27 protein-coding genes and 1 tRNA gene are annotated in these 26,064 nt (G+C 36.6%); 6 read left to right on the top strand and 22 right to left on the bottom strand.

Annotation, left to right across the window (positions count from 1 at the left end):
* The 7 genes from pyrE to AC59HC_RS10510 all read right to left on the bottom strand — a co-directional run.
* On the bottom strand, nucleotides 1–870 hold an 870-nt coding region (gene pyrE, locus AC59HC_RS10480), incomplete at its 3' end, for an orotate phosphoribosyltransferase (protein ID WP_496558561.1).
* Nucleotides 871–991: 121 nt separating this feature from the next.
* On the bottom strand, nucleotides 992–1,333 hold the full coding sequence (locus AC59HC_RS10485; protein WP_496558562.1) for a YkvA family protein: 342 nt from the start codon (nucleotides 1,331–1,333) through the stop codon (nucleotides 992–994).
* An 82-nt stretch (nucleotides 1,334–1,415) separates the two neighbouring features.
* A complete protein-coding gene (locus tag AC59HC_RS10490; RefSeq protein ID WP_062676250.1) occupies nucleotides 1,416–1,955 on the bottom strand; it encodes a TlpA family protein disulfide reductase in 540 nt (179 codons plus the stop codon).
* A 9-nt stretch (nucleotides 1,956–1,964) separates the two neighbouring features.
* Nucleotides 1,965–2,528 carry a thioredoxin family protein gene (locus AC59HC_RS10495; RefSeq protein WP_062676249.1) on the bottom strand — a complete coding sequence of 188 codons (564 nt, stop codon included), beginning with the start codon at nucleotides 2,526–2,528 and terminating at the stop codon, nucleotides 1,965–1,967.
* A gap of 17 nt (nucleotides 2,529–2,545) precedes the next feature.
* Nucleotides 2,546–3,616, bottom strand: a complete 1,071-nt coding sequence (gene aroC, locus AC59HC_RS10500; RefSeq protein WP_202841276.1) for a chorismate synthase — start codon at nucleotides 3,614–3,616, stop codon at nucleotides 2,546–2,548.
* A 50-nt stretch (nucleotides 3,617–3,666) separates the two neighbouring features.
* Nucleotides 3,667–5,301, bottom strand: coding sequence for an LIC_10190 family membrane protein (locus AC59HC_RS10505; RefSeq protein ID WP_429812745.1), 1,635 nt, complete (start codon nucleotides 5,299–5,301; stop codon nucleotides 3,667–3,669).
* A gap of 55 nt (nucleotides 5,302–5,356) precedes the next feature.
* Entirely contained in the window at nucleotides 5,357–5,905 is a 549-nt protein-coding gene (locus AC59HC_RS10510; RefSeq protein WP_496558563.1) for a glycine zipper domain-containing protein, read from the bottom strand.
* 242 nt (nucleotides 5,906–6,147) lie between these two features.
* Here AC59HC_RS10510 and AC59HC_RS10515 point away from each other — a divergent pair, with 242 nt between their 5' ends.
* Nucleotides 6,148–6,588, top strand: coding sequence for a hypothetical protein (locus AC59HC_RS10515; RefSeq protein ID WP_496558564.1), 441 nt, complete (start codon nucleotides 6,148–6,150; stop codon nucleotides 6,586–6,588).
* A 653-nt stretch (nucleotides 6,589–7,241) separates the two neighbouring features.
* Here AC59HC_RS10515 and AC59HC_RS10520 read toward each other — a convergent pair.
* From AC59HC_RS10520 to thrA, 9 genes are all read right to left on the bottom strand, one after another.
* Nucleotides 7,242–7,469, bottom strand: coding sequence for a glutathione synthase (locus tag AC59HC_RS10520; protein WP_202841274.1), 228 nt, complete (start codon nucleotides 7,467–7,469; stop codon nucleotides 7,242–7,244).
* 547 nt (nucleotides 7,470–8,016) lie between these two features.
* The gene (locus AC59HC_RS10525; protein ID WP_496558565.1) at nucleotides 8,017–8,460 is read right to left on the bottom strand and encodes a CPBP family intramembrane glutamic endopeptidase; all 444 of its coding nucleotides are present in this window, start codon (nucleotides 8,458–8,460) and stop codon (nucleotides 8,017–8,019) included.
* 89 nt (nucleotides 8,461–8,549) lie between these two features.
* Nucleotides 8,550–8,620 (bottom strand) — tRNA-Cys (locus tag AC59HC_RS10530).
* A 58-nt stretch (nucleotides 8,621–8,678) separates the two neighbouring features.
* The gene (locus AC59HC_RS10535) at nucleotides 8,679–9,188 is read right to left on the bottom strand and encodes an RDD family protein (protein WP_343641494.1); all 510 of its coding nucleotides are present in this window, start codon (nucleotides 9,186–9,188) and stop codon (nucleotides 8,679–8,681) included.
* A 42-nt stretch (nucleotides 9,189–9,230) separates the two neighbouring features.
* Nucleotides 9,231–10,595, bottom strand: coding sequence for a DUF4403 family protein (locus tag AC59HC_RS10540; protein WP_343641496.1), 1,365 nt, complete (start codon nucleotides 10,593–10,595; stop codon nucleotides 9,231–9,233).
* Between the two features lie 34 nt (nucleotides 10,596–10,629).
* A complete protein-coding gene (folB, locus tag AC59HC_RS10545) occupies nucleotides 10,630–10,998 on the bottom strand; it encodes a dihydroneopterin aldolase (protein WP_110008073.1) in 369 nt (122 codons plus the stop codon).
* Nucleotides 10,999–11,001: 3 nt separating this feature from the next.
* Complete coding sequence (thrC, locus tag AC59HC_RS10550; protein ID WP_343641498.1) at nucleotides 11,002–12,306, bottom strand: threonine synthase; 1,305 nt, start codon at nucleotides 12,304–12,306, stop codon at nucleotides 11,002–11,004.
* Nucleotides 12,307–12,321: 15 nt separating this feature from the next.
* The gene (locus AC59HC_RS10555; RefSeq protein WP_496558566.1) at nucleotides 12,322–13,248 is read right to left on the bottom strand and encodes a homoserine kinase; all 927 of its coding nucleotides are present in this window, start codon (nucleotides 13,246–13,248) and stop codon (nucleotides 12,322–12,324) included.
* A gap of 10 nt (nucleotides 13,249–13,258) precedes the next feature.
* A complete protein-coding gene (gene thrA / locus AC59HC_RS10560; RefSeq protein WP_429812754.1) occupies nucleotides 13,259–15,706 on the bottom strand; it encodes a bifunctional aspartate kinase/homoserine dehydrogenase I in 2,448 nt (815 codons plus the stop codon).
* Between the two features lie 335 nt (nucleotides 15,707–16,041).
* Between thrA and AC59HC_RS10565 the strand changes: the two genes are divergently transcribed.
* Genes AC59HC_RS10565 through AC59HC_RS10580 form a run of 4 tightly spaced genes read left to right on the top strand, consistent with a single transcriptional unit; the run spans nucleotide 16,042 to nucleotide 16,924 of the window.
* The gene (locus tag AC59HC_RS10565) at nucleotides 16,042–16,236 is read left to right on the top strand and encodes a bacteriocin-like protein (RefSeq protein ID WP_496558567.1); all 195 of its coding nucleotides are present in this window, start codon (nucleotides 16,042–16,044) and stop codon (nucleotides 16,234–16,236) included.
* A 46-nt stretch (nucleotides 16,237–16,282) separates the two neighbouring features.
* Entirely contained in the window at nucleotides 16,283–16,453 is a 171-nt protein-coding gene (locus AC59HC_RS10570; RefSeq protein WP_157885797.1) for a bacteriocin-like protein, read from the top strand.
* Between the two features lie 39 nt (nucleotides 16,454–16,492).
* Nucleotides 16,493–16,690, top strand: a complete 198-nt coding sequence (locus AC59HC_RS10575; protein WP_202841259.1) for a bacteriocin-like protein — start codon at nucleotides 16,493–16,495, stop codon at nucleotides 16,688–16,690.
* A 24-nt stretch (nucleotides 16,691–16,714) separates the two neighbouring features.
* Complete coding sequence (locus AC59HC_RS10580; RefSeq protein WP_110008066.1) at nucleotides 16,715–16,924, top strand: bacteriocin-like protein; 210 nt, start codon at nucleotides 16,715–16,717, stop codon at nucleotides 16,922–16,924.
* Nucleotides 16,925–16,980: 56 nt separating this feature from the next.
* On the opposite strand, the gene AC59HC_RS10585 is transcribed toward AC59HC_RS10580, so the two are convergent.
* From AC59HC_RS10585 to AC59HC_RS10600, 4 genes are all read right to left on the bottom strand, one after another.
* Nucleotides 16,981–17,142, bottom strand: a complete 162-nt coding sequence (locus AC59HC_RS10585; RefSeq protein WP_157885796.1) for a bacteriocin-like protein — start codon at nucleotides 17,140–17,142, stop codon at nucleotides 16,981–16,983.
* A gap of 51 nt (nucleotides 17,143–17,193) precedes the next feature.
* The gene (gene nadA, locus AC59HC_RS10590; RefSeq protein ID WP_002976710.1) at nucleotides 17,194–18,213 is read right to left on the bottom strand and encodes a quinolinate synthase NadA; all 1,020 of its coding nucleotides are present in this window, start codon (nucleotides 18,211–18,213) and stop codon (nucleotides 17,194–17,196) included.
* Nucleotides 18,214–18,317: 104 nt separating this feature from the next.
* Complete coding sequence (gene gmk / locus AC59HC_RS10595) at nucleotides 18,318–18,881, bottom strand: guanylate kinase (protein ID WP_110008065.1); 564 nt, start codon at nucleotides 18,879–18,881, stop codon at nucleotides 18,318–18,320.
* An 81-nt stretch (nucleotides 18,882–18,962) separates the two neighbouring features.
* On the bottom strand, nucleotides 18,963–19,820 hold the full coding sequence (locus AC59HC_RS10600; protein ID WP_082798853.1) for a YicC family protein: 858 nt from the start codon (nucleotides 19,818–19,820) through the stop codon (nucleotides 18,963–18,965).
* Nucleotides 19,821–20,111: 291 nt separating this feature from the next.
* On the opposite strand from AC59HC_RS10600, the gene miaA reads away from it, so the two are divergent.
* A complete protein-coding gene (gene miaA / locus AC59HC_RS10605; RefSeq protein ID WP_496558568.1) occupies nucleotides 20,112–21,032 on the top strand; it encodes a tRNA (adenosine(37)-N6)-dimethylallyltransferase MiaA in 921 nt (306 codons plus the stop codon).
* Nucleotides 21,033–21,265: 233 nt separating this feature from the next.
* Here miaA and AC59HC_RS10610 read toward each other — a convergent pair whose 3' ends face one another.
* Together AC59HC_RS10610 and AC59HC_RS10615 are read right to left on the bottom strand one after the other, a co-directional pair.
* Entirely contained in the window at nucleotides 21,266–22,678 is a 1,413-nt protein-coding gene (locus AC59HC_RS10610) for an efflux transporter outer membrane subunit (protein ID WP_062676226.1), read from the bottom strand.
* A gap of 169 nt (nucleotides 22,679–22,847) precedes the next feature.
* A complete protein-coding gene (locus tag AC59HC_RS10615) occupies nucleotides 22,848–26,030 on the bottom strand; it encodes an efflux RND transporter permease subunit (RefSeq protein WP_123279189.1) in 3,183 nt (1,060 codons plus the stop codon).
* Nucleotides 26,031–26,064 lie beyond the last annotated feature (34 nt).

A 26,064-nucleotide genomic window follows, 5' to 3' on the forward strand; every position in this document is an offset into this window, starting at 1 on the left:
GAACTGGTGTTTTGCTGCAATAGCTTTTAAAGGAGTGATGGTTTTTTCATAATCAAAATCAGAAATGATATCGATATGTGTTTTTAAAGCAATAACGTGTGGCCCTACTTTTTCAGCAAGTTCCAATAGCTCCTGAGTGGTTGTAACATCAGCAGAGGCAATAAGGTTTGATTTTTTTGCCAAAGCTGTTTCCAGTAATTTTTTTGAAACGGAATGCTGTGTTACCTGAAGTTTCTGTTCATAAGAAGATCTTGTTTCCTCTTCAAACTGAATGTGGTTCCCCTGAAGGAAGTCCTGGATTCTTTTTACTTCTTCATCAGACAATTCACCTGTTTCCTGAAGAATATTGCAAACTTCCGAAATATTGAAAAGCGTGTGTACTCTGTATCCTTTGCTTTCCAATAATTGTTTTCCTCCCTGCTCTCTGTCAAGTACCACCACAATGTCTGAAACTTTAAGATCTTCCTGTTCTATTTCAGGAATAGTTTCCAGCAAAGATTTTCCTGAAGTGATCACATCTTCTACCAAAAGACAGTTTTGTCCTTTCTGGTAAATTCCTTCAATCAACTTCTTGGTACCGTAGCTTTTTGCTTCTTTTCTTTTAATAATTAATGGAATATAGCTTTCCAGAGACATTGCTGTAGCCATAGGAAGAGCAGCATAAGGAACTCCACAAATTAAATCGAAATTATCTAACGGAAGCATTTCCAGTAAATAATTAGCAAGATTTTTTAAAATTTTAGGATCTGAAGCCAAAGGTCTCAGGTCTACATAAAAAGGACTTTCAATACCACTTTTTAGGGTAAACCTTCCGAATTTAATGATTCCTAGTTTGTAGCACTCTAAGAAGAATTCTTTTTTACTTTCCATTATTTTTTATTAGATATTGCAAATTTAAGGAATTGAAATAAGGCTTAAAAATTTATCACTCATTTGTAAACAAAAAACCATCCCGGATTGACCGGGATGGTGTGAAAAATATAATAAACTATTATTTTACGATTTCAGCATCAATGACTTGGGCACTGCTATATTTTTGCTGGGCCTCCCACAATAAAAATTTGTCAACCTCTTTGATGAGCTTAGGGATGGTAAGCGACAATACTGCCAGGTCATCCATAACTCCCAGAACCGGTATGGCAAATTCAGGAAGGAGGTCAATAGGAGAGAGTACATATAAAATTCCCAGTAAAGGAAGAATAATGTCTATGGATTTCATTGGATAAATACCTTTTCTCCACATTTTAACCATTCTGAAAATATCAGGGATCTTTTTGATAAAGCCCTTATGATTGATGGCTTCTTTTGCAAGATTTAATTTTGAATATTTCATTTTGTGTTTGGATTAATAAATTTTTCAACGCTATAAAATTCGCAAATCCTGTACCAACAAATTATAAAATTTAGTTAAAATATTATTTGATAATATTGTCAATAAACTGATGCACAGTCTCTGTGTTCCAGTCTTTTGTAGCATCCTCTTTAATAAGGATTCTTCCGTGTTTGTCCAGCAGGAAAGTGGTAGGAAATACCTTTGGAAGAATTTTTTCGGAAATAGGACTTTGAGCAATATATACCGGAACAGTATAGTTGTTTTCTTTCAAAAACTTCCTTACATCCTCTTCTTTATCATTCATGGCAATTAAAACAAAATCAACATGATCCTTTCTCGTATCATAAAGTTTCTGAATAGAAGGCCATTCTTTTCTGCAAGGCGGGCACCATGTTCCCCAGAAGTTCAGAAAAACCCCTTTATCTTTAAAATTCTTAAGATTGGTGCTTGGTGCATTAATGCCTTTAAGTTCTATATCATAATCCTCTTCACTGATGTGAACAGCATTTTCAATAGTGGCTACCGGAAAAAAAGTATCCTTAAGGAAATTTCTTATTCCCGGTACAAATGCAACAACGCCAATGATTGCTATGATTACAATATAAATAATACTTTTTTTCATATCACTTTTTTATAGCAGGTCTAAAATTTCCTGAACAGCATCTTTACCTCTGTTTTTGGCATAATATATCTGCAGATCATTGTAGAAAGTATCTTTTGGATACGCTTCAGGATCAGCTTTATATTTCATCAGAAGCTCATATCCATATTTGGGACGTGGCCCCCATGAATTTTTCACATTCAGGTCTTTGTCAAGGATAAGTACTTTCGGAATGGATTCTGTACCGTTCGTTAAAAATTGGTTGATTAAACTTTTATCACTGTCTCTCAGGAAAACTCTTACTTCATTGTGTCCTTCAAAAAATCTGAAAAGAGCAGGTACTGTTGCACTAGCATCTCCGCACCATGCTTCAGAAATGATTAAAATCTTTCCGTCAAAGTTTTTGGCAGCCAGTTCTTTCAGCTGATCTTCATCCGGAACGTACTTTTTTACCGTTCTGTCCATTCTCTGAAGACCCAGCTCGTAATATTGTTTATAGTCAGCCTCCTGTTGGTTGGCAGGATTTTCTAATCTTTCTTTTGCAATCTGAAGATATTCTTCAAACGAAATTCCTTTATCCCAGTAATTTTTCATTACCAAAAATATTTATGTTAAAAATTATTGATATTTCTTGTTTTGTTAATCAAAAACAGGTCTGCCAGTACAAATGCCGCAAGACTTTCCACTACAGGAACTGCTCTTGGAACTACACAAGGATCGTGACGTCCTTTTCCTTCTACAATGACTGGATTTCCGTCTTTATCAATACTGTCCTGAGGTCTCAGAATAGTAGCTACAGGTTTGAAAGCCACACGGAAATAGATATCCATTCCGTTGGAAATTCCACCCTGAATACCTCCGGAAAGGTTAGACTTTGTGGTGAAATCCGTATTGAAGGCATCATTATGTTCTTTTCCTGTCATTTTAGCACCACAGAAACCACTTCCATATTCAAATCCTTTGCAGGCATTGATGTTCAGCATTGCTTTTGCCAGTTCAGCCTGAAGCTTTGAAAATATAGGTTCACCTATTCCTACAGGAACATTTTTAATCACACAGGTGATGGTTCCTCCGATTGTGTTTCCTTCTTTTTTGATCTCCTTGATTTTTGCAATCATCTTTTCTGCCGTCTCAGTATCCGGACAACGAACATCATTGCTCTCTGTTTGGGAGAAGTCTAAAGCCTGATAAGGCTTTTCACAGAAAATATCACCTACGGAAGAAACGTAAGCATTGATCTCAATGTTGGGTAAAAGTTGTTTGGCAAGGGCTCCTGCCACTACCCAATTCATTGTTTCTCTTGCAGAAGATTTTCCGCCACCACGATGATCCCTGAAACCAAATTTCTGGTCATAAGTAAAATCAGCATGGCTTGGACGATATGCGCCAGCAATGTGATCATAATCTTTCGATTTCTGATTTTCGTTTTCAATGATAAAACCGATGGGCGTACCTGTTGTTTTGCCATCAAAGATTCCTGAAAGAAACTTTACCGTGTCGCTTTCCTTTCTTTGTGTAACGATTGCCGACTGGCCAGGTTTTCTTCGGTTCAGTTCATACTGAACTTTATCGAGATCTACCGTTAAACCTGCCGGAAAATTATTAATGATACCGCCATAAGCCACTCCGTGACTTTCTCCAAATGTTGTAAGACTAAGAAGATTACCTAATGTGTTGAACATGATACAAAATTACCTTTTTTTCTTCAGATAATAAAGTTTCTGGATTTGTTCTATTTATCATTGTTTTTGATAGTATTGATAACCTTTTGGACTTCCTCTTTTTCTTCTGAGGTCATCTTTTTCCAGATAAATCCTTTTTTGATATCATTTTTATCCGAGAGCTGTGGAAAAATACCCGCCTTCACGTTATCGAAAAAATAAGCCGGAGTGATGGCCGGAAGCGGTGTGTCAAAACTATAAGGATAATGGTGAACCATATTAAATTTAAAATTTCCTACCTTAAATGTATGAAACTGCTGATATTCATACGTTGCAGGCTTGTATATCTGTTCTTTTTCAAATCCTCTCATGAAGTTTCCGGCTCTGAAACTTGGAAGATATCTCTGGATAAATTCCGGGAAAGATAAAATGGAAATAAAAAATACGCTTAAAATTGAGAAAACAATAACAGCTTTTTTCTGATCAAAATATTCATGGAAAATAACAAAGAATATCACGAAAAAGACATCTGTGAAAAATCTGTACTGGGCTGAAAAAGCAAGAACTAATATACTCTTTATCAATAATGAAAGACAGATCAGGGTGGTGAGCTTTTTCTTTTTTACTAAGGTAAAGACAGTGAAAATGACTAAGCTCAAAACAAAAAGAATGTTGATTTTGGATTTGATTCCTTCCAGAGAAAACCAGTTTCTGATATAATCTGCAGTTGAAAATTTCTGGATTTCCTCATACGTGTACTGCATATCATACGTTTTCATAATGGCAAATTGTGAGGAGATTTTTAAAACCTCCGGATCAGGCTTCCAGGCTACTCCTATATCGCCTATTGCTATCGGAAAAACGGGGTATCCAAATGTCCAGATATTTTTAATGAAGAAAAGCAGTAAAATGATTATTCCTGAAAAGAAGGATCTGAAATGGGTTTTAAAAATAAAAACTGAACTTAGGAATGTCAATACAGGCAGCCATATCATGGTTGGTTTTATGGCAAAAACAAATACTGAAAATGTAAAAAGGAAAGTGGAATTTCTGTTCCCTGTCATGATCTCATTTAAAATAATCAATGAAAAAATAATAACAGGAAGATCAGGGCTTGGAGACTGTGAAAACAGCAGTAATACCGGTAGGAAACATAGATGTATCCAGTTTTTCTTTTCAATACTATAAATACTGTAGATGATAAGCAGCACCGTATTGATTCTTAAGAAAGGGTCAGAGAAATTAGAGAACCCAGCCTGAAAGGTATGCCAGACAGACATTTGCCCTAAGGTGAGATCTACATTAGAAATTCCCTTTACCAGACCATATTCTGTGAGCCATTTCAACGTAGGAATATAATATCCGAAATGATCCAATATATAAGGATAAAAAGAACCTGCGAATATAATAACCAGAGAACTTACACTTAATACTTTAAAATCTTTTTTTGTAAGCTTATAGAAATTCTGATAAAGTTTGTTTTTAAAGAAAAAGAATAACCCTGAGAATATGGAAGGTATTTCTATATTGATATTCAAGGGAGTGAAAAATGAGATAACTGTCCATATCAGACTTAATCCCAGGATTCCGGATAAAATTTTCCCTGAAATTCCCTGAAACAGAACTCCCCATATATTTTCCATGATCTTTCCCCAGCCCATCAGGACAGGAATCATGAAAATGGATGAAAACAGAATCAGTATCATAAAAAAAGATTGCTTAAAAGTAAGCAATCTTTGTATTTTATCATTAAAATATTTATTAACGTGGTTGTACTCGTCCGTCTTTTCTATCCTGTGATCTACCAATAGTATATCCTGTAGCACCTCCTACAACACCACCTATGACAGCACCAAGGCCTCTGTTTTTCTTAGCCACTATCGCTCCGACAGCTGCTCCACCTACGGTACCAATAACAGTTCCTTTGGCAGCCTTACTCCATCCTTTTTTCTGTGTGGTTCCCTGTGAAGTACCACTTCCGTTATCTGCATAGCTTCCGTTGCTGCCTGAACCAGAGTTTGAGCTTCTGTCTCTATATACTGTTCGTGTTTCTCTGATCACCTGTGGTTTTGAATTATTTTCAGCAGCAGCTCTTGATTTTTTGCTTTCTGATATACTGTCTGCTTTTTTCTGGGCTTCGTACACCATTTTTTCTTTTTCAATAGCCAGTTTTTGTTTTTCTATTTCAAGTTGTCTGGCCTGAAACTCAAGTTTCTGTGCTTCCAGCGACTTTTCTGCAATACGGTCATCTTTCTTGCAGGCCGTCATTAAAAAGACGGATAAAAAACCTGCTAATACTATCTTTCTCATAATTCAAATTTTAATACAATAAAGTCAATTGACTTTTAATTTTAGTTGTATTTTCAATTATAGAGCCAAATTTTAGTTAACGAGTGTTAAAATTAATAGTTAAAAGGAAAATGATTTTGAATAATGATGAATTTTATATTGTTAATGCAGGGTTTCAGGAATATTTGTAAATTTTATTTCATTAATAGTTTTTATTAAATTCATATAAGTTGAGTATTTTTGAATACCAAATTCGTTTTAATATGAAAAAATCAATCTTTACAGTATCAGCAGTGATTACATTGCTTACTGTTGCCACATCGTTTTCCTCCAGAGAAATAACCCAGCCCTATAAAGGTAGTTCAGGAATAACCGGTGAAACGCCAAAAACTCAGACCTATAAGATCCGGTACGGTCTTCTCTCAAAAAACGGAACCAAAATTCTTTCTGGAAATTATGATGTAGGAAGTTTTCTTGCTGAGAATATAGCTACAGGAGAAGTGTATGATACCTATTACGGTGGCGGATTTCAATCTGTTCCACAATATTATGATGGCCTTCCTGCAGGAACCTATAATTTTTCTGCTACGCAGGGCCAGGGAGGCTGGGTAGGTTATGGAACTGTCGTTGCAACGGTTTCTGATGCCCATGTAGATGCTGATGGATATGTTACAGTGTATATTCCAATCATTTGGGAGGAATAGTCTTGTGAGCAAATAAATATTTAACTAAATTTACCCGTTCCACAGATGAAGATCTTTTAGTTTACTAAATAATTTCACCCTGTTTTGGTGTTTAATTGATCTTCAGATGCAGTTTGATTCTTATAGAAAGTATTCATTCTTCTGTTCCAGTATTGTATAGTGTTTTCTGCTTAGAAAATGTAACAATATAATGACCATTTTTGAATGATTCCACAATATTCTGTTTGGATTTTTCTAAATAGATTTTTTTCATCATTTGTGTTTTTTAGGCCTCCTTGCGGAGGCCGTTTCTTTTTATGCTTTATATGACTTAGCGAATATGATAATTGTGCAAAACATGATATTTTTATGATGCATTTTCATCTAAAGAAATGCTGTTCTCCCAGTTATAAGAAAACAGAGTATTACAGATTTTAATTATTGTCTCTTTTTGAGAAATATTTGAAAGGCTCGGAAAAATTCCTACTTAAAAGAATTAAAAATTTTATGAGTATAATCATAAAATAAAAAAAAAGAGTGGTATATCTTTGACTAAGAATTAATAGATAAAATAATTTTTATCTCTGATATAAAATTTTTTTTCATCATTTGTGTTTTTTGAGGCCTCCATTTCTGGGGGCTTTTTCTATATGATGAACATGTCTGAATTGCCCTTATGCATCAAATAGAATTCTACCGTCGAACGGACTGTCCCAAATGATTGATATTTTGTCATTTGATTTTCGTAACTGAGGCTGAATCATTTCATAGTTTCCATTTTCTGTCATTCTTTCCACGATAAGATCTGCCCCTTCACCTATTTCACTTATTGTATACTCCAACTGATATTCCCCATCTTTGATTTTTGTGAAATCTTCTTTATTAAAATTTTTTTGTGACATGACATTTAAATTTTACTGGGTTGGTTTATATAAAGAATAAAGTATGCCAATTTGTGACAAAAAATATTTTTATGGCCGATTAAGTTATTTTAATTTTTTTTATGTCATGAATGTAAATTTTATTTTATTAAAATGTAAATTACTTTTTTTTTAATACTTTTGCCAGACCGTTATATTTATCTGAAATTATTAGAAGTAATTATGAAGTGGTTTTTAAAGTATCAGTAAAATCGGTTTAAAATGCTGAATTGATTAAAATGGTGCTGCAGTAAGAAATTAACTTTTTTTCTCAAAATTGTTATTCTTGGCACGATTTTTCAATATAGAAATGTAACTCATGTTTAATTTGAGTTTTCATGGTTATTAGTTTTTATCCTCGGAATTTCCGGGGATTTTTTTTTGATATGATATGACGCTGCTCATAAACCCAGGTTGATTTATCCCTTTATCTTTGAAAAAGATAATTTTTTATCCATCATTACTTTTTGCATTATTTACCAAGCTCTTCTTTGATCAGGAAGAGCTTGTTTTTTTTAATAAAGGAAAGTTACATGATAAACAAAAACCCATAAAGATTGAACAACATGTGGAAGAGTACTGTTAGAATAAAACTGTAGTGAGGAATCTGCTTGTGATAATAAATATAAAAGTTATTTAAAATAATTCCGCCAAAAAATGTCATAGTAATATAGAGCCAGTTATAATAATGCATTGATGCGAAAATAATACTCATAATGATAATGCAAAATGCTTTATTATTGAGCTTTATCCATTTGCTTAAAATCAGGTAGGGGAGATACTGAAATATAAAAGTTTCAATAAAAGGTGCAACGAATAGCGCAATAAAGTTTAATTCATTTTTTGAGATATTTTGAGACTTATTGTAATTGACATCAAAATGTAAGTAGGTGTCATTAATATAATTAAAAAAATATCCGTTTAAAACTGCTAAGACAAAAGAAATCAGAAAGAAAGTGATCAACTTTTTCATAATAATATTGTTGAAAAAAAATGGAATATTTAAAAATCGTAAAAATATAAAAACAAAAAAACCTCTAAATAACTTAGAGGTTTTTTCTGAGGTACCTAGCGGATTCGAACCGCTGTAGATGGTGTTGCAGACCACTGCCTAGCCGCTCGGCCAAAGTACCATTTTTACCATTTTTGAGGTGTGCAAATATAGTAAAATTTCTTTATGAACAAAAGTTTTTAAGCAATTTCTTTCTTTCCAAGATCCTCAATTTCGCTTTTTGCTTGAATTTCAGCCTGATAATTTTTGATGTTTATTACTCTTGTTTCACTCCATTTATCATGCCAGCCATTTTCACCTAAGAAGGAAAATGTATCAAAAGGAACAATTCTCGAAATATTGCGAACCAAATAATCATTGAAAGTAGGTTCTGTTCCATCAATACAAATGACTTTTGTTCCGGTAATATACTTGCCGATCGATCTTCCTTTGGTAAAATATTCTATCAGAAAAGTGTACATAAAGTAGATAAGAGAGGTTATCAGTATATCAAGAAACCTATTGATTTCTGACATCTTATAAATAATCTTGATCAGAAAGTCAATATTGGCTAGGTTATACAGTAAGGAAGCAGTAAAGCCCAAAGCAAGAAAAAAAACTGAGATGACAAGTCTGTCAATAAAAAAATTAGCAAATCTGGTCAGCTTTTCAGCTTTGTTTCGATCTACAACTAGTAAATATTTTCTCATGGTCGGTTATTAGTTTTTGGTTTAGTTTTTGAGTTTAAAATTTTAGAATCCGTTCACAATCAATTTTAACGAAGCATTTGTATCAATAACGGCGGTAATTCCTGTACTGCTAAGTAGAATTTTACTGGGCTTAAGATTGAAAACTCTTCCGTTCATTTTTAATCCTTTATAATACTCTTTATTAAAAGCTGCTTCAATACTTTTCCTTGAAGTTTCCTCCAGCTCCTGAGTGGGGATACCATATTCTTCCTCAATCATTTTTACAATTTTTCCCTGGAACAGAAGGGAAGCCGTTTTCTGCAGAATATTGGTCGTTTTCAGCTTGAATTTGGTTTGTGACAAAACAATTTTCCTTTTCGTTTCGTCATATACTGGAACCCCTGAAATAATGGAAGTCCCTTTTATATAACCATCAGTCTGCGCTTCAATAACGACTCTGTCATCAACACCGTACACTCTGATGTCGGTTACTTTTACTTTAGAATCACGCACATCAAACTCCTTATTCAGGAAAGTTTTTCTTGCCATACTACTTGCCTCAGTAAAAGGAATATTAGCAGTGGTCTGCAAAATAAATCGATCTGCAACTGCCGGTGTTGTATTAAAATTGGCAACGCTGGTCACCGGTGAAGAAGCTGCAGGTTTATTTCCTGTGAAAGTTTCCGAAAAGATATCAACACCAAGAGTAGCGTTGATCTGATTTCCATAGAACTTCAAAGGAGTGATATTAACTCCCACCGGACTTACTTTCAGCCAGGTATTATATTCCTCAGAAATATTGAAGGGCTGCAGAAAAGTATTCCAGGCCATTAAGGCATATTGCTGGAAATTCAACTGTGCAGCCATTTGCTGATCAATTGTTTTACAAAATTTTTCCTGTTGTTCTTTTAAGCTTTTTTCAACAAAGGAGGTAATAGGAATCTGTATTCTTCCATAATCCAGAACAGGTTTTGTAACCCATCTGAAACCGTTCGGACGGGTGTTCGTTGTGATGGTCCAGTTATTTTTAAAAGTAACGGTGGTATTGAAAGACATTACCGTTTCGAAGGTTGTATTCTGATAGGTATAAACTCCCAATGTACCAATTCCTTTTTCTGCCCATATTTTTAAAGGAACTTCAATCAGCAGGTTCTGACTGGTTCCACCTACAAGGCGGATAGGTCTTGTTTTCCAAACTTTTACCTTGAACTGGTCATTATTATTGTCTGTATAAGAATCATCCTGATAAACGAGATCTTTCACAGAAGCATTGATCATATTGCTAAGTTCCGAAAGAGGAATGGTCACAGGCATTGTAATACTGGATTTTATCTTCGGAAAGTTATAGGCTGCCAGCTGATTATCAACGGTGGTCTGGCCAAAAACGCTGATTCCTGCTGCTAAAAATAATATTGTAACGAATTTCAATTTGAATGTTTTTTTATCAACGAAAATATGAATTTTAATTTTCCGGCTTAAAGCTTTTTTCAAGCTCAATGCTGGCGCCTTTCATTTCTCCCTGCATTGGAGGAGCTGTTTTGGTGATTTTTAATTTAATATAATCAATCTGTGGAAAGCTGTTGTGAATTTTTGTAATCATTCTCCCGGCAACATGTTCCAGTAATCTGGATTTTATTTTCATCTCACCATGAAGAATATCATTGATGTCTGCATAGCTTATTGTGTCATGCAAATCATCAGATTCTGCAGCTTTCCACAGATCGGTATGAAGTTCTACGTTCAGAATATAATAGGTACCGATGATATTTTCTTCGGGAAGTACACCGTGGTAGGCATATATTCTTACATCTTCAAGATATATTTTGCTCATTGCTTAGATTTTATGAAGCAAAAATCGTCTTAATTCTTCAAAATCTGAATTTATTTCTACAGTTTTTTTATCCTTTTCCATAAGTTCTTTCAAAGGTTCAGGAATTTCAATCTGCGTATGAATGGCTTTTTCCACCGCATCAGGGAATTTTACAGGATGTGCAGTCCCCAGAATAAATCCTTTCTGTTCAGGATTTTCTTGCAGATATTGTTCCATTGCGGCCAATGCAACAGCGCTGTGAGGCTCCAGAACGTATCCGTATTTCTCATAAACTTCCGAGATAGTATTCATCGTTTGCTCATCATCAATGGAATAAGCTGAAATTTTATTTTTTACCAATTCAAACTGATTCCCAAAAAGCTCCAGAATTCTTACAAAATTACTTGGGTTTCCCACATCCATAGCATTGGATAGAGTGGTAATGGCTTTTTGTGGCTGGTAATTCTGAGTTTTAAAATAATCAGGAACTACCTGGTTGGCATTACAGGCGGCAATAAAATGGCTGACAGGCAAACCTCTGACATGAGCCAGAAGCCCGGCACAGATATTTCCGAAATTTCCGCTGGGTACACAGATTACAGGTTGTTCCTTATGCTCCTGTATCCATTGTTTTAAAGCGATTAAATAATAAATCTGCTGAGGAAGCCATCTTGCAACGTTGATAGAATTGGCAGAGGTCAAAAATAACTGACTATTGATTTCTTCATCTGAAAAAGCCTGTTTAACAAGATTCTGACAATCATCAAAACTTCCGTTGACTTCCAGCGCTGAAATATTTTCGCCTAATGCGGTCAATTGTTTTTCCTGAACCGGACTGACTCTGTTTTTAGGATACAGAATGACTACATTAATTTGCGGTACTTTATAAAATCCATGGGCTACAGCGCCTCCCGTATCTCCAGAAGTTGCCACCAGAACAGTGACTTTTTTATTCCGGTCTTTCAAAAAGTAGGAAAGGCAGCGGCTCATGAATCTGGCTCCGATATCTTTAAAAGCCAGGGTGGGACCATGAAATAATTCCAATATAGAGATTTGTTCATTGATCTTAACCAAAGGGATATCAAAACTGACTGTTTCAGTAACAATTTCCTTTAAGATTTCAGAAGGAATTTCATCACCCACAAAATCTTTCATACACTGGTACGCAATTTCTTCATTGGAATACTGATGAAGATTTTGAATAAATTCCTGATCAAATTGCGGAATGTTTTCCGGAAAAAATAATCCTTTTTCTTTTCCCTGGCCTTTTATTGTTGCTTCTCTGAAATCAATTTTTTCCAGATGGTCTTTTAAATTGTAATATTTCATTTCTGTTTTTTAAGGTTAATTTTCTTCAATAATCTGAATTCCTGCCGGATTTATTTTTGATACATATACAAAACTTTCTATATCAATTTCATCATAGACTGATTTCATCATCTGAGCAATTTTTTCTGCCGTTTCTTTTTGTTCAGACAGCATGAAAATGGAAGGTCCTGATCCGGAAATTCCTCCTCCCAAAGATCCTATCTGTAAGCTTTTTTCTTTGATTTCGTCAAACTTCGGAATCAGGATACTGCGGACAGGTTCTATAATGACGTCGTTAAGACTTCTTCCAATTAACGGGAAATCATTTTTCTCAATTCCAGCTACCAGCCCTGCGATATTTCCCCATTGCTCCACAGCGCTTTTCAAACTGATGTTTTTCTTTAAAATCTGTCTGGCATCCGAAGTTTTAACTTCTACCTGCGGATGTACTGCTGTTACAAACAAATCCGGGCTGTTCAGCGGAATAATATCAATCGGATCAGTAGATTTTACCAGTGTAATCCCACCATAGATGCATGGCGCGATATTGTCTGCATGGCGTACTCCCGAAGCCAGTTCTTCTCCAAACATGGCAAAATGAACCATTTCTTCTTTTGACAATTTGTTTCCTAATAATATATTGGCTCCGAAGGCGGCTCCGGCGGCACTTGCCGCACTGGAGCCGAGCCCGCTTCCAGGCTTTATATGTTTATGAATAATCACTTCAAAACCATTTTTCAGATTAAAATGTTCCTGAATTTTCAACAAGACGATGCCTGCAACATTTTTGGACGGTTCTTCAGGCAGCCCGAAAGAGTCTGTATGTTGTATAATAATATCAGGAGTTTCCAATAATCTGAATTCCATTTCATCATAAGGATCATGAACTGCCATTCCTAAAATATCGAATCCGCAAACCAGGTTGGCAACAGTGGCAGGTACTTTTAATTTTACTTTTTTCATATTTGTATTTTTAAATAGAACGGATAATATCTGCAAAAACTCCACTCGCTGTTACATCCGCTCCGGCACCGGCTCCTTTTACCACCAAAGGCTGTTCGGAATATCTCAGCGTTTTAAAAATGACAATATTGTCTTTGCCATACAGATGAAACAGATCGCTGTCCGGAGCAATATGCTGTAAACCTACTCTGGCTTTTCCGTCTTCAAATTCTGCTACGTATTTTAATATTTTGCCTTCGTCTTTAGCATTGTTTAATAAGTTTTTAAAATGGTCTTCATATACTGTGAGTTTCTCATAAAAGTTTTCAACGCTTCCTTCCATGCATTCTTCAGGCAGAAAACCTATATTTTCAATGTCTTCAAACTGAAGCAGATATCCTGCCTCTCTGGCCAGAATTAAAATTTTTCTTGCTACATCTGTTCCCGAAAGATCAAGCCTTGGATCCGGCTCTGTGTATCCTTCCTTCTGAGCCTGGGCTACCACTTCGGAAAAAGTCCTGTTTCCGTCATACTCATTAAATACAAAATTCAATGTTCCACTCAGTACAGCTTTAATGGATTGAATCTGGTCTCCGCTTTTAATGAGGTCGTTGATAGTTCCTATTACCGGAAGCCCTGCCCCTACATTGGTTTCAAAATAAAAACTGCAGTTGTGGTTTCTGGCGGTATTTTTTAAGGTTTTATACTTTTTAAAATCAGAAGAAGCTGCAATTTTATTACAGGCAACAATATCCACACTTCTTTTTAATAAGCTTTCATACACTTCAGGAACCTCAGGACTTGCAGTTACATCAACGAAAACAGAATTTCTAAGGTTTCTGTGGATAATTTCATCAGCAAATTCCCTGGCAGAGGCTTTTTCACCCTGCTGATTCCAGTTAAAATAATTTTCCTGTGATATTCCCTGATCTGAAAACATCATATGCCGGCTGTTGGAGATTCCTGCAATTCTCAGGTTGATCAGAAAGTTTTCTTTTAGATAATCATTTTGGTCATAAATCTGCTGGATCAGTTTTGAACCTACATTTCCTGTTCCACAGATGTAAAGATGAATTTGTTTTATTTCAGATTCGAAAAAATCTTCGTGAAGTACATTTACCGCTTTTTTACTGTCTTTTTCTGAAATCACAATACTGATATTTCTTTCCGAAGACCCTTGTGCTATGGCTCTAATATTAACTCCGTTATTTCCCAGACATCCGAACATTTTTGCACTTACACCGCTTCTGCTTTTCATACTTTCTCCAACCAGAGCTACAATAGAAAGTCCGGTCTCAATTTTCACCGCGTACACTCTTTTCAGATTAATATCATCCGCAAAAGAAGAGTTGATTGCATGCTCGGCACATAAAGCTTCTTTTTCTTCAATCGCAATAGTGATGGAATGCTCTGAAGAACCTTGTGTTATAAGGATTACATTGATCTTTTCATGGCTTAAACACTGAAATAATTTAGCTGAAATTCCGGGTATTCCTACCATTCCGCTGCCTTCCAGTGTAAGCAGGGCAATACTGTTCATATTGGAGATTCCTACTGCAATCTGTTTTTCATCTTCTGAAGATTGTAGTTGATGAGAAATCAGAGTTCCCTCTGCATCGGGATCAAAAGTATTTTTGATAAGCAGGTTTATATTTTTTACCATGACAGGCTGAATGGAAGGCGGGTAGAGCACTTTAGCCCCAAAATGTGACAGTTCCATCGCTTCATGATAAGATATTTCTGAAATAGGTTTAGCATTGGAGACCAGACGGGGATCAGCAGTCATCATTCCGCTTACATCGGTCCAGATCTGGAGTTCTTCTGCATCAATAGCCGCTGCAATAATAGATGCGGTGTAATCTGATCCGCCTCTCCCTAATGTGGTGGCGTTATTTTTCTCGTCCTTCGCTATAAAACCTGGTCCTACGATAATGGGGTTCTGATTTTCATTCAGAAAACGGGCAATATTATGATCGGTGGATTTAAAATCTACTTTTGCATGGGTAAAATTACTGTCTGTTCTGATCAGTTCTGCAGAGTTCATCCAGACGCAGTCTAATCCTTCATGTTGTAATCTTGCAGCTATAATTTTTGAGGAAAGGAATTCTCCGTAAGAAGCAATTTTATCTTTAATTCTATCTGTCAATTCACCAAGAACAGCAATTCCGTTGCAGAGATCTTCGATATCGTTGAAATGTTTTTTTACAAAACTCAGCCATGAGCTTTGTTCTGTGATTGGGAAAAGTTCTTTCACCAGACTGATATGTTTTTCTTCAAGGTTCTGAACGGCCTGACTGTAATTTTCATCTTTTACAGAAGCCTGTTCTGCTGCTTTGATCAATTGATCTGTAACTCCGTGAAGAGCTGATACAATAACAACAACTTTACTTTTTAAAGATTCTCTTTTTACGATTTTTTCCATCAGTAAGATATTCTGAGAATGGGCGACTGATGTTCCGCCGAATTTTAAAACTTTCATCAATTATTTTTTTGAAGTTGGATAAAAAGAAGTGGTTACTCTTTGAAAAAAAGAGTACGGGTACCGGGAATAATATGTGAAAATCTACCCCGTTATGGGGTAATTGTTGTAGTGCCAAATGTAGAAACAGAAGATACGCCTGAAATAAGTGACTTCAGAGCAGAAATATCAGATATGTTTCTTAAAAAATTCATTGTAACGGAACAAATGTACAAATTATTTTGAAACAGACAAGTTTTTAACATAATAAAATATATTTCCTTTTTATGAGATATATTTTGGTGTAATTGATTAAAAATGTTACATTTATGATATTAACTAATAACGAAATAACTATGAAAAATTTAAAGAAATTAAACCGTTTGAATCTGAAGTCAATCAGTGGAGGAAATGTGAATAACTGTTTTGAGAATTGTCTTGCCGGCCCATACGGACCAGGCGAGCCAAGGTCATGTGCCGATTATCATGCTTTACCGGAATGCTGTAAAGGAAGAGTTCTGGTAAGCTTTGAATGCTTCGGACCTTACTGATTCAAATGATCAATTTATTGTTACAGAATACCAAAATTATTACCATATGAAAACAATTAAAAAATTATCAAGAGAAGACAAGAAGAACATCAAAGGTGGTTTCACTGATATTCAGATTGAAGCCTGTGGAGGCGAGCAGTTTGTTTGTTTCCGCGGAGGCGGGAATTGGGGATGCTGGCTGAAGCCGGGAGGAACCTGCTATGCACCAATGCTTTAGTATTGAATAGACTAAACTCAATTTAAAAATTAAAATACTATGAAAAATTCAAAAAAATTAAACAGAGAAAGCTTAAGATCTATTATCGGAGGTACAGGAGACAGCTGTGCAGTTGACCTCGATTGCGGACCAAAAGGGTGTGCAGTATGCACAGATCTTAAAGGGCGTAAAGTTTGTCTTTATCTTTTCCCTTATGATCCGTCAATTCCGGGAAGTTGTCTTATTTCAGAATCTTAAAACGTATTAAAAATTAAAACAACTATGAAAAATTTAAAGAAATTAAACAGAAAAGAACTTGAAAAATTAAATGGGGCAGCTGGTCCGTCCAGATGTGCAGGGTGTCCTCAGAATGCTACGTTCGGAGATGGTCCAGAATATCAGTATCCATGTTCTGCTTATCAGGGACTGCCTGATTATTGTAAGATGTGTGTTCTGGTAAGTATGGAATGCGTAGACGGAGGTGTTTCTTAGCACAAGACCTGTTTCAGAACAATAAAAAAGCACTGTTTTTACAGTGCTTTATTTTTTTAACAGTTATCCGGAATATACATTCCTCTGGGTACGCAGATCAATTCTCCATTGCATCCTGCTCCGCAGGTTTCATGTATTTCGCAGTTTAAGTTACATATGTTACTTCCTCCGTTTACATTTTTAAGACTTCTTCTGTCTAATTTTTTTAGATTTTTCATATTTATTATTAGTTTAAGTTTTAAATATAATAAATATTCGTGATAAAAAAATTATTTTATGCTTTTGGAAAGATCAAGCATCGCTTCAATAGGCTTTAATGCTTTTAATCTTAATTCTTCGTCGATAAGAATTTCCGGAAGTTCATATTTCATACATAGATACAATTTTTCCATTGTATTACGCTTCATATAAAAACATTCTGAACAGTTACAGCTTTCGTCGAAAACCAATGCAGGAATCAGTTCTTTGTGAGGTGCACGTTTTTTCATTTCATGAAGAATACCTTCCTCAGTAGCGATGATGAATTTCTGGCAGTCATCTTTTTCTACATAATTTAAAAGAGCAGAAGTAGAGCCGATGAAATGAGCTAATTTCAATACCGCTTCTTCGCTTTCAGGGTGTGCAATCAGTTTTGCATCCGGGTTGTCTGCCAATTGCTGGGCAATTCTTTCCATTGAAAATGCTTCGTGTACTACACAGCTTCCGTCCCAAAGGATCATATCACGACCTGTTTTCTTAGAAAGGTATCTTCCCAGGTTTTTATCCGGTGCAAAGATGATCGGTCTGTCTTTCGGAAGTGCTTCAATCACTGTTTCAGCGTTTGAACTTGTAACGATAATATCACTTTCAGCTTTAGTTTCAGCATTACAGTTGATGTAAGTAGCAATTAAAGCATTCGGGTGCTGCTCTCGCATTTTTCTCAGTCCTTCTCCTGAACATCCATCTGCCAGAGAGCATCCGGCCATGGTATCAGGAAGAACTACTTTTTTAGTTGGATTCAGAATTTTAGCGGCTTCTGCCATGAAATGTACTCCACAAAATACAATCATGTCAGCATTGGTATCTTTAGCCTGTCTTGCCAACTGTAAAGAATCTCCAAGGAAATCTGCGATGTCCTGAATTTCTCCGGGCTGGTAATAATGGGCAAGAATAACCGCATTTTTTTCTTCTTTCAGTTTGAGAATGGCCTTCACCAATTCTTCACCCTGAGGAATAGCAATATCTTTTATATCCAGAAATCCTCTGACAGGAATTGCAGATTTAGCTTTTTCTAATGTTTCGGTACTCATATCCACCTCAATTTTTTATGATCAGAAGCTAGAGGTTAGAAATTAGAAGTTAGATTTTGAGTGTAGTATTTTACTCCCATCCTCCTTCTTCCATCTTCCAGCCATTAATTACTGATAAAACTTTTTATTAAACTTTCTATTTCTTTTTTAGCTGCATCAAGATCTTCATTAATCACGATCTTGTCAAACCCGCTGGCGTAGGTCATTTCTTCTTCTGCCTTTGCGACACGGGTTTTTATGGTTTCTGCATCATCTGTGTTTCTGGAGATCAATCTTCGTTCCAATTCTTCAATGGAAGGCGGTTCTATAAAAATAGACAACGCTTTTTCACCGAAGTATTTTTTTAATGAAATGCCTCCTTTTACATCTACATCAAAAATAACAACTTTTCCCTGATTCCAGATTTTTTCTACTTCAGATTTTAAAGTACCGTAATATTTGTCAGTATAAACTTCTTCATATTCTACAAAAGCATCTTCGGAAATTTTCTGTCTGAACTCCTCCGGTGTCAGAAAATGATAATCTACGGCATGTACTTCACTTCCTCTTGGCTGTCTTGTAGTACATGAGATTGAAAATGCCAGTTCAGGAAATGTCTCCAGTGAATGCTTTACCAATGTAGTTTTTCCGCTCCCTGATGGTGCTGAAAATATAATTACTTTATCCATTTTTTGGGTTTCGGGTTACGGGTTTCGAGTTTGGGGATCTATTCTTAGAACAACCACGCATCTCGTACCCCGTATCTATCATTACAATACGTTTAACGTTTGTTCTTTAATTTTTTCAAGGTCGTCTTTCATCATCACCACCAGTTTCTGGATTTCTGCGTGATTGGCTTTAGAACCCAGTGTATTGATTTCTCTTCCGATTTCCTGAGAAATAAATCCCAGTTTTTTTCCGTTGAAAGACTCATTGTCCATTACTTCTTTATAATATTTCAGGTGCTGGGCAAGTCTTACCTTTTCTTCAGAAATATCAAGTTTTTCAGTGAAATAGGCCATTTCCTGATAGAAACGGGTTTCATCAACGTTTTCGAATTCTTTCAAAGATTTCTGATAACGTTCTTTCACGCTTACAATTCTTTCTTCTTCAAAAGGAATCACCTCGCTAAGATATTTGTCGATATTCTGAATATTTCTGTTGAGTTCTTCGTGTAAGATACCACCCTCAGTTCTTCTGAATTCTTCGAATCTGTCTACGGCATTATTGACAATCTTAGCCAGAGCTTCCCATTCACCTTCCGTTAATTCGTCAGGTCTTGAAGTGATGGCATCAGGAAGTCTTACTGCCATTTTAAGGTATTCGAAATTGGGACCGTCAGAAGCTATGTTTTTAAGTTCGTTAATATAAGAGTCAATTAAGTTTTTATTGATTTTTACATCGTTGGACTCTTCAAGATTCTCAATATTAACGTAGCAGTCTACTTTTCCACGGATAATTCTATCGTTAAGAATTTTTCTGATTTCAAATTCTTTTTCTTTATAACGTAAAGGAATTTTAATATTTAAATCAAAGCTCTTGCTGTTCAGAGATTTAATATCAATAGTAATTTTTTTTCCTTCAAAAACATCTTCGGCTCTACCGAATCCGGTCATTGATAAAATCATAGTTTTTTATTGTTCTACAAAGATAAACAATTAAGTGTATAATGTGATACAATGAAATTCCAACGTATACAATCTGATCATTCAATTTTAAATAACCATTAAAATTTTAATGAAGATGTTAAGAATATTAAGATGAGCTTCGCTTTTAGCATAGTGCTTAAAAGAAATCTATTTGATTTTTTCTTAATTAAACTTAACAACTTAAATATTCTTAATGGTTCAAAACAATCCGTAGCTTTTTTGTGTTTAAAAATAAAAATTCAAATGAGCTCGTTTTCGTAAATTAGCGCTGTGAAAAAGAAAAATTTAATTTCTGTAGTAGGACCCACCGGAATAGGAAAGACAAGATTGGCAATTGATTTGGCGAAACATTTCAATACGGAGATTATTTCCTGTGATTCCCGCCAGTTTTTTAAAGAAATGAAAATAGGGACTGCCGCCCCTTCGGAAGAAGAACTGGCGCAGGCACCTCATCATTTTATCGGAAATCTTTCAGTGGAAGAGTATTATTCTATCGGGCAGTATGAAGAAGATGCGCTTCAAAAACTTAATGAACTTTTTGCTGCTCATGACACGGTAATTCTTGTTGGAGGAAGCATGATGTATGAAAAAGCGGTGATAGAAGGTCTCCACGATCTTCCGGAAGCCAATGCTGAAAACCAGGAGAAGCTTCAAAATATGATGGAGCAGGAGGGAATAGAAAAACTTCAGGAGATTTTAAAAGAACTGGATCCTGAATATTTCAATGTAGTGGATATTCACAATCACCGCAGGCTGTTGAGAGCTATTGATATTATCTGGCAGACGGATAAAAAATATTCTGAACATATTTCGGTTTCTCAAAATGGAAGAGATTTTAATATCATCAGAATCGGGATAGAAGCTCCAAGGGAAGAATTATATGAAAGAATTAACCGCAGAGTGGATATCATGATGGAGAATGGACTGCTGGATGAGGTGAAAAGTCTTGAGAAATTCAAAGGGTTGACAGCTTTGAATACTGTAGGTTACGCTGAACTGTTCAAATATTTTGATGGAGAATGGGATCTTGATTTTGCGGTTTCGGAAATTAAAAAGAACAGCCGCAGGTATGCGAAACGCCAGCTGACCTGGTACAGGAAAGCGGATGATATTCATTATTTGCAATTAGGATATTCTCAGGAAGACTTTGAGGCTCTGTTAAAATGGATTGCTGAGCAATTTCAGGAATAAATTAAGCACTTAGTTTGTCATTCTGACGAAGGAAGAATCTCATCGATTGTTTTTAAAGATTCTTCATTCCACTTTGTTCCATTCAGAATGACAAACCGGACGCTTCATTTATCCATACACTGTGTCATTCCTTAGGAATCCAAGTTTAAATTCATATTGTAAATAAACAGAAACAATACAAAAAATGCGGCTCTGAAAAGAACCGCATCTTAAAACAAATATAATTTAATTTACTACTTCCAACCGCCGCCTAAAGCTCTGTATAAATCTACAATGCTGCTTAATCTCTGTCTTTTTATGGAAGCCAGATTCAACTCTGCCTGTAGGGAATTCCCCTGTGCTGTAATCACTTCCAGGTAATTGGCTGAACCTCCTTTGTAAAGAAGTTGTGCACTTTTAATTCCATCTTTTAATGTAGTTGCCTGTTCTGTCGCTTTTTGTTCCTGAACTTTTAAGTTTTCATTGGAAACCAAGGCATCAGAAATTTCTCCCACAGCATTTAATACTGATTGACGGAATGCAAGAACATTTTTTTCTCTTTGAATTTTGGCTACTTCCAGATCTGTTTTCAATTGTCTTTTCTGGAAAATAGGCTGGGTAATTCCCCCTAAAACCGATCCGAATAACGAAGCCGGAATCTGGAACCAGTTATCAAATTTGAATGAATTTACTCCACCATTAGCAGTAATTTTCAATGCCGGATACATATTCGCCTGAGCAATTCCTACCATCGCATTGGATTCTAATAAAACCAGTTCCTGCTGACGAACGTCCGGTCTTCTGCTTACCATAGCTGCCGGAAGTCCTGCCGTAATGTTTTGAGGCAGTGAAGTATCAGACATTTCAATGGTTCTGTCGACTTTATTGGGAAGTTCTCCAACCAGAATACTCAGTGCATTTTCCTGGATGGCAATATTCTGTTCCAGCTGGGCAATCAGAAGCTCTGTAGCCTGTTTCTGTGCAGCAGCCTGCTGTACTCCCAAAGAAGTATTATCACCACTTTCCCACATTTTCTGGGTCATTAAAAGGGTATTGCTGGTCAGTTCCAGGTTGGATTTTGCGATCGCCAGTTGTCTGTCAAGCATCAACAGGTTATAATACCCTTGTGCAATAGCTGCTACTACCTGAGTCTGAACTGCTTTTGAACCTTCATAGGTCTGAAGGTACTGCATTCTTGAAACTTCCTGCTGGTTTTTGATTTTTCCCCAGATATCTGCTTCCCATGAAAGATTGAAGGCTGCGTTATAATCCTCAACATGGCTCGAGCCTAAAAATAAATTTAAGCTTTGCCCGTTCATGCTGTTTTTGGATGGTCTTGAAATCTGTCCGCTTACTCCGAACCCAACATCCGGGTACTGCATATATTTTGCCTGTTTCAGTTTTTCCTGTGAAGCTGCTACCTGCTTTAAGGCAATCTGAAGATCATAATTATTTTTAATTCCTTTTTCAATCAGTCCCTGTAATATAGGATCGCTGAAAAACTGTTTCCACTCCAGGTTGGCTATACTGGCTGTGTCTGCAGTGGCGGTGTACTGGAACTTTTCCGGAAGAGGAAGCTCAGGCTCCGTGTAGGCCAGCTTAGACACACACGAAACAGAGCCGATGGCCAGCACAAATGTTAGAATAATATTTTTTACTCGTTTCATAGTTTTTAAACTTTTAATTGAAGACAAAACTTAGAGAGGCTTCTGTTGATGCAAAAATTTCTTTAGTAGGAGAAAATAGTTAGTTTTTTAAACCATTAAGAACAGGCAGGTAAATAGGTAAACCTATGATCTTAAAATTTTCTCTAAGTTTTTGTCATTCATTTTTTTATTAGTGACTAGCAGCTAAAAGTTCTTCCTCCATTTGTTTTTTCAGAAGTCTTTTCTTTTTTCTGCTTGGCATTTTTTCATGCAGGTACTGGAACACTACATACATTACCGGAATGATAAAGATCCCGAAGATTACCCCTGTAAGCATTCCTCCTACGGTACTGTAACCGATAGAGTGGTTTCCTTTTGAAGAAGCACCTTGCGTCCATACCAATGGAAGCATTCCCACGATGAAGGCAAAAGAGGTCATTAAGATCGGTCTTAAACGTAATCTCGATGCCTGAAGGGCAGATTCAATCAATGTTTTACCTGCCTTTCTTCTCTGTACGGCAAATTCCACAATCAGGATGGCATTCTTCGCTAATAGTCCTACAAGCATGATCAATCCTACCTGAACGTAAATATTGTTATCAATTCCAGCTAGTCCTGTGAAGGCAAATACTCCGAAAATCCCTGTTGGAATGGTAAGAATAATCGCAAACGGAAGGATATAACTTTCATACTGAGCTGCCAGTAAGAAGTAAACGAATAGAATACTTAAGAAGAAAATAAAGGCAGTTTGTCCGCTTGTTTTAATTTCTTCACGGGTAATCCCTGTCCACTCATATCCGTATCCTCTCGGAAGTGACTGCTGGGCAACTTCTTCTACCGCTTTGATGGCATCTCCGGTACTGTATCCAGGTTTCGGGGTTCCGTTAATCGTAACAGCATTGAAAAGGTTGTTTCTTGTTACCGTTTCAGGACCGAAAGATCTTTTTAACGTTACCAGAGTTTTGGCAGGAACCATTTCTCCTGATTTATTTTTAACATAGATTCCTTCTAATGAATTAACATCCGTACGGTAAGGAATATCGGCCTGAGCCATTACTCTGTAATACTTTCCGAATCTGTTGAAATCCGATACAAAGCTACTTCCGAAATAAATCTGCATGGTCTGCATCAGTTCTGTTACAGAAACGCCCAGCTGGTTAGCTTTATCAGTATCCACATCAATAGTATACTGAGGGTTTCCTGCCGCATATGTTGTAAAGGCGAAAGCAATTTCAGGTCTTTTCATAAGCTCTCCGATAAACTGCTGTGTGGTTGTTCCCAACTGTTCAAAAGAACCATTCGTTTTGTCCTGAAGCATGAATTCAAATCCGGAAACGTTACCGAAACCTTGTACAGTAGGGAAGTTGAAGAAGAATGCGTTGGCATCTTTCACCTGGCTTACCTTACCTGTCAACGTTGCTGCAATCTGATCGGGATCTTTCATTTCACCACGCTTGTCATAATCTTTAAGCTTGATGAAACCTGCAGAATAGGGAGATGCGTTGGCATTACTGATGAAGTTCATCCCATCCGCTACCCAAAGGTGGTTGGTTGCTTTTTCACCATTGATGATTTGATCAATTTGTGCTGTCGCTCTGTGGGTTCTTTCCAGTGAACTTCCCGGAGGAGTATTCACTGCATATAATACGAATCCCTGGTCTTCCGTAGGAATGAATCCTGACGGCGCTTTCTTGATTAAAAATACACTTGCTGCTGTGATGATAACAAGACCTCCTATCGCAACCCATTTGTTTTTAATTAAAAACTTAAGGCTGTAAATATATTTTCTGGTCATGCTGTTGAAGCTCGCATTGAAAGCATTGAAGAACCTTGCTCCAAAACCTTTTTTATGACCGTGCTCCCCATGTTCTCCCTGAGGATCATTTAAGAACATCGCACATAATGCAGGGCTCAATGTTAATGCATTAACCGCTGAAATTAAAATCGCAATCGCCAATGTGAAAGCAAACTGTCTGTAGAAAACTCCTGCAGGTCCCTGCATAAATCCAACCGGAATAAACACGGCACACATTACCAATGTAATGGAAATAATGGCTCCTGAAATTTCACTCATCGAGTGCATGGTAGCATGCTCTACAGGCATTCCCGTCTGTTCCATTTTAGAATGGACGGCTTCCACCACCACAATGGCATCATCCACTACAATACCAATGGCGAGTACCAATGCAAATAAGGTAAGCATGTTGATACTGAAACCAAATAACTGCAGGAAGAAGAAGGTTCCGATAATTGCAACCGGCACGGCAATAGCCGGAATTAAGGTAGATCTGAAATCCTGAAGGAAGATGAATACTACAATAAATACCAATATGAAAGCAATAACAAGCGTTTCCACAACCTGATGGATAGAAGCATCAAGGAAATCTTTGGAATTGTACATAATGATTGGCTTCACTCCCTTTGGAAGAGTGGTTTCCATTACCTTAACCTGCTTTTCAATTTCCGTAAGGATTTCGTTGGCATTGGATCCGGCTGTCTGCAGGATAGCAAATCCGGCAACCGGTTTTCCGTCTACTCTGTTGGTGGCAGTATAGGTATAAGAACCAAATTCTACTCTTGCTACATCTTTTAATCTTAGGAAAGATCCATCACTGTTTGCTTTGATGGCAATGTTTTCATAGTCTTCACCCTTATTCAGTTTTCCTTTATATTTAAGGATATATTCGTAAGTTTCCTTACTTCCCTGTCCAAGACGGCCCGGAGCAGCTTCAAGGTTGTGGTCTTTAATGGCTCCCAAAACTTCCTGAGGCGAAAGATTATTGGCTGCCAGACGATCCGGTTTCAGCCAGATTCTCATGGAATAATCCCTTGTCCCGAATACCTGAGCCTGTGCTACCCCCGGAATACGCTGTATCTGTGGAATAACATTGATCTTCAGATAATTTTGAAGGAATAATTCATCATATTGTTTCGCATCTTCACTGGTCAGTCCCATGAACATAATCATACTGTTCTGAACCTTCTGGGTTGAGATCCCGGCCTGTACCACTTCCTGAGGCAGCTGGCTCATCGCTTTCGATACACGGTTCTGTACGTTTACTGCTGCATTGTCTGCATCGGCACCCTGTTTGAAGAAAACACTCAGGGTCATGGTACCGTCGTTACTGGAGTTGGAAGTCATATAGGTCATATTCTCAACCCCGTTCACGGCTTCCTCAATAGGAGTGGCCACCGAACGGGCTACGACCTCAGCATTGGCTCCAGGGTAGAATGCCGTTACCTGAACGCTTGGTGGAGCGATATCCGGGAAGAGGGCAATCGGTAAATTAAAGAGAGACAAAGCTCCCAATAATAAGAGTATTATGGAGATGACCGTTGAAAGGACCGGTCTTTCTATAAATTGTTTTAACATAAGAAGTTTATTTTTTTAAGTCTTCTGTATTCTA

Source organism: Chryseobacterium sp. DZ-32 (genome assembly GCF_059587025.1).

Excerpts from the sequence above, each read along its gene's own strand:
- AC59HC_RS10485 (WP_496558562.1), bottom strand. The coding sequence starts at position 1,333 with ATGAAATATTCAAAATTAAATCTTGCAAAAGAAGCCATCAATCATAAG.
- AC59HC_RS10490 (WP_062676250.1), bottom strand. The coding sequence starts at position 1,955 with ATGAAAAAAAGTATTATTTATATTGTAATCATAGCAATCATTGGCGTT.
- AC59HC_RS10495 (WP_062676249.1), bottom strand. The coding sequence starts at position 2,528 with ATGAAAAATTACTGGGATAAAGGAATTTCGTTTGAAGAATATCTTCAG.
- aroC (WP_202841276.1), bottom strand. The coding sequence starts at position 3,616 with ATGTTCAACACATTAGGTAATCTTCTTAGTCTTACAACATTTGGAGAA.
- AC59HC_RS10505 (WP_429812745.1), bottom strand. The coding sequence starts at position 5,301 with ATGATACTGATTCTGTTTTCATCCATTTTCATGATTCCTGTCCTGATG.
- AC59HC_RS10510 (WP_496558563.1), bottom strand. The coding sequence starts at position 5,905 with ATGAGAAAGATAGTATTAGCAGGTTTTTTATCCGTCTTTTTAATGACG.
- AC59HC_RS10515 (WP_496558564.1), top strand. The coding sequence starts at position 6,148 with ATGAAAAAATCAATCTTTACAGTATCAGCAGTGATTACATTGCTTACT.
- AC59HC_RS10520 (WP_202841274.1), bottom strand. The coding sequence starts at position 7,469 with ATGTCACAAAAAAATTTTAATAAAGAAGATTTCACAAAAATCAAAGAT.
- AC59HC_RS10525 (WP_496558565.1), bottom strand. The coding sequence starts at position 8,460 with ATGAAAAAGTTGATCACTTTCTTTCTGATTTCTTTTGTCTTAGCAGTT.
- AC59HC_RS10535 (WP_343641494.1), bottom strand. The coding sequence starts at position 9,188 with ATGAGAAAATATTTACTAGTTGTAGATCGAAACAAAGCTGAAAAGCTG.
- folB (WP_110008073.1), bottom strand. The coding sequence starts at position 10,998 with ATGAGCAAAATATATCTTGAAGATGTAAGAATATATGCCTACCACGGT.
- thrC (WP_343641498.1), bottom strand. The coding sequence starts at position 12,306 with ATGAAATATTACAATTTAAAAGACCATCTGGAAAAAATTGATTTCAGA.
- AC59HC_RS10555 (WP_496558566.1), bottom strand. The coding sequence starts at position 13,248 with ATGAAAAAAGTAAAATTAAAAGTACCTGCCACTGTTGCCAACCTGGTT.
- thrA (WP_429812754.1), bottom strand. The coding sequence starts at position 15,706 with ATGAAAGTTTTAAAATTCGGCGGAACATCAGTCGCCCATTCTCAGAAT.
- AC59HC_RS10565 (WP_496558567.1), top strand. The coding sequence starts at position 16,042 with ATGAAAAATTTAAAGAAATTAAACCGTTTGAATCTGAAGTCAATCAGT.
- AC59HC_RS10570 (WP_157885797.1), top strand. The coding sequence starts at position 16,283 with ATGAAAACAATTAAAAAATTATCAAGAGAAGACAAGAAGAACATCAAA.
- AC59HC_RS10575 (WP_202841259.1), top strand. The coding sequence starts at position 16,493 with ATGAAAAATTCAAAAAAATTAAACAGAGAAAGCTTAAGATCTATTATC.
- AC59HC_RS10580 (WP_110008066.1), top strand. The coding sequence starts at position 16,715 with ATGAAAAATTTAAAGAAATTAAACAGAAAAGAACTTGAAAAATTAAAT.
- AC59HC_RS10585 (WP_157885796.1), bottom strand. The coding sequence starts at position 17,142 with ATGAAAAATCTAAAAAAATTAGACAGAAGAAGTCTTAAAAATGTAAAC.
- nadA (WP_002976710.1), bottom strand. The coding sequence starts at position 18,213 with ATGAGTACCGAAACATTAGAAAAAGCTAAATCTGCAATTCCTGTCAGA.
- gmk (WP_110008065.1), bottom strand. The coding sequence starts at position 18,881 with ATGGATAAAGTAATTATATTTTCAGCACCATCAGGGAGCGGAAAAACT.
- AC59HC_RS10600 (WP_082798853.1), bottom strand. The coding sequence starts at position 19,820 with ATGATTTTATCAATGACCGGATTCGGTAGAGCCGAAGATGTTTTTGAA.
- AC59HC_RS10610 (WP_062676226.1), bottom strand. The coding sequence starts at position 22,678 with ATGAAACGAGTAAAAAATATTATTCTAACATTTGTGCTGGCCATCGGC.
- AC59HC_RS10615 (WP_123279189.1), bottom strand. The coding sequence starts at position 26,030 with ATGTTAAAACAATTTATAGAAAGACCGGTCCTTTCAACGGTCATCTCC.